The sequence below is a fragment of the Methylobacterium sp. WL116 genome (assembly GCF_008039455.1).
Taxonomy (GTDB): domain Bacteria; phylum Pseudomonadota; class Alphaproteobacteria; order Rhizobiales; family Beijerinckiaceae; genus Methylobacterium.
Map to the genome: position 1 here is coordinate 1 of NZ_VRUV01000675.1, position 2,080 is coordinate 2,080.

2 protein-coding genes are annotated in these 2,080 nt (G+C 70.9%); both read left to right on the top strand.

Annotated elements, in window-relative coordinates; genetic code table 11:
* Positions 1–181 precede the first annotated feature (181 nt).
* Positions 182–502, top strand: a complete 321-nt coding sequence (locus FV223_RS26100; RefSeq protein WP_147729654.1) for a helix-turn-helix domain-containing protein — start codon at positions 182–184, stop codon at positions 500–502.
* The gene (locus tag FV223_RS26105) at positions 486–1,724 is read left to right on the top strand and encodes a HipA domain-containing protein (RefSeq protein WP_147729655.1); all 1,239 of its coding nucleotides are present in this window, start codon (positions 486–488) and stop codon (positions 1,722–1,724) included. The genes FV223_RS26100 and FV223_RS26105 overlap by 17 nt, the downstream gene beginning before the upstream one ends.
* Positions 1,725–2,080: the final 356 nt, after the last annotated feature.

A 2,080-nucleotide genomic window follows, 5' to 3' on the forward strand; every position in this document is an offset into this window, starting at 1 on the left:
CAACGCGATCCTGCTCACGGTCTTCCTGAAGCACGACCAGTCGCGGCCGCTGGCCGAGCTGAACGCGCAGCTCACCCGGCAGGGGTTCTACAAGGCCTTCCCGCCGCCCGGCAGTCCGTGCTAGTCCTTCAGGCGATCAGAAGATATATCACAAACCAAGATAACGTATGGAGTTCTAGCCATGCGCACGACCACGGTCCTGTCGAGCGACGAACTGGCGAGCCTCGCGAGGCTCGGCCAGACCATCCGGCTCGCACGGCTGCGCCGAAACCTCACCCAGGCCGCGTTCGCCGAGCGCATGGGGGTCGGCCGCCCATCCGTGGTCGCGATCGAGAACGGGCGTCCGGGCGTGGCGGTCGGCATCCTGCTCAAGGCGCTGACCGTCCTCGGCTATACCGAACGCCTCGGGGAGATCGTCGCCGCCGATCCGATCGGCGACGACATGGACGCCGTGCTCGGCCGCCGGCGATCGAGGAGGTCTGCCCATGTGGCCGATTTCTGAATCCGGCCGCCTCGACGAGCTCGTCGTCTTCCGATGGGATGCGGCGCGCTACGTCCCCGTCGGCTCGCTCCGCTTCGAAGGGGGCGACAGGCGGATCGGCCGCTTCGTCTACGCCAAGTCCGTCCTTCGCTCCAGGACCCCGAGGCCGATCGATCCGATCGGGCTTCCGATCAGCGGCCGGTCGAGGTCGGCTCATCCCGACGAGGTCCACCTCGCCTTTCACGATGCCGGGCCCGACGGCTGGGGCAAGGGCATCCTCGATCGGGCCTTCCCGCATCGACGCCTCGGGATGGCCGAGTATCTTGCCCTGGGCGGAACCACGCGAACGGGGGACCTCGCCTTCGGCCCGACCCCGGACGGTCCCCGAACCTGGGTTCCGGACGAAGCCCCGCTCCTGCACCTGCCCGCCGCGGAGGACGACATCGCGGCGCTGCTGGCGGCGGCCGAGGCGATCGAGGACGGCCGCAGCGCCTCGCATCACCTGCAGGTGCTCCTCCGCAACAGCGCCGACGTCGGGGGCGCCCGCCCCAAGGCGCGGCTGCGGCACCGCGGGCGCCAGTGGATCGCGAAGTTTCCCGCCTGGGGCGACAGGTTCGACGATCCGCGCGCGGAGGCGGTCTGCCTCGACGTCGCCGAGGCGGCCGGCCTGTCGGTCCCGGCTCGCGAGCTTCTCGATATCGGCGGTCGAAGCGTGCTTCTCGTCGAACGGTTCGACCGCACCTCGGAAGGCGAGCCGATCGCCTATCTGAGTGCGGCCACGCTGCTCAAGGAGCCGAGCTTCGGCTACGGCACCCGGAAGACCTACGTCGACATCGCGGCGGTCGCGGAGTCGATCGGCGTCGCGAACGCGTTTCCGGAGATGTTCCGGCGGCTCCTGGTGAACGCGTGCCTCCACAACACCGACGACCACCTGCGCAACCACGCGTTCCTCGGTGCGGGCGACGGGTGGCGGCTGTCGCCGGTCTTCGACATCGCACCGCATCCGGGCGTGATGCGGCATGTCTGCGCGCCGGCGCCGGGCCTCGGTCCCGAATGGGATGCCGAACGGGCGTTCGCGTCCCATCCGCGGTTCAAGCTGTCGCGCATCGCGGCCGACAGCATTCGCGAGGCGGTCCAGGCGGCGATGCGGCGCGTGCCGGAGTTCATGGCGGCGCGTGGGATGCCGGCCGGGGACCGGACGATGCTCGCCGCGAGTTTCGCCCCGGCCGCACGCGCGTCCTGAAATCGTGCCGGCCCCGGCCGCACGCGGGGCGCAGCCGGACCGACTGGGTGCAGATCCCGTCGGTGCAGGTCACGTCGAGGCAGGCCACGTCGGGGCGGTCGACGGATCGGATCCCGTCTCTCCGCGATTCCGGGCCGTCCCGACTTGTGCAACCCGGACACATCGCCGTGTTCCCACAGCATTCGCCCGCACCGGCATCTTGAACGGCCGCGCGGATGCAGGCAGCCTCGCGCCGATCTTCGATCCGAGGGGCGTGTCCGTGAGCCGAGCCGTCAGCCCTTCGCAGGAGCGTGCGCTTCCGGTCGCCCCGGTGGCGCGAAAGCCCGGGGCGGTGCGGCACGCGGCCGGGCCGGCGC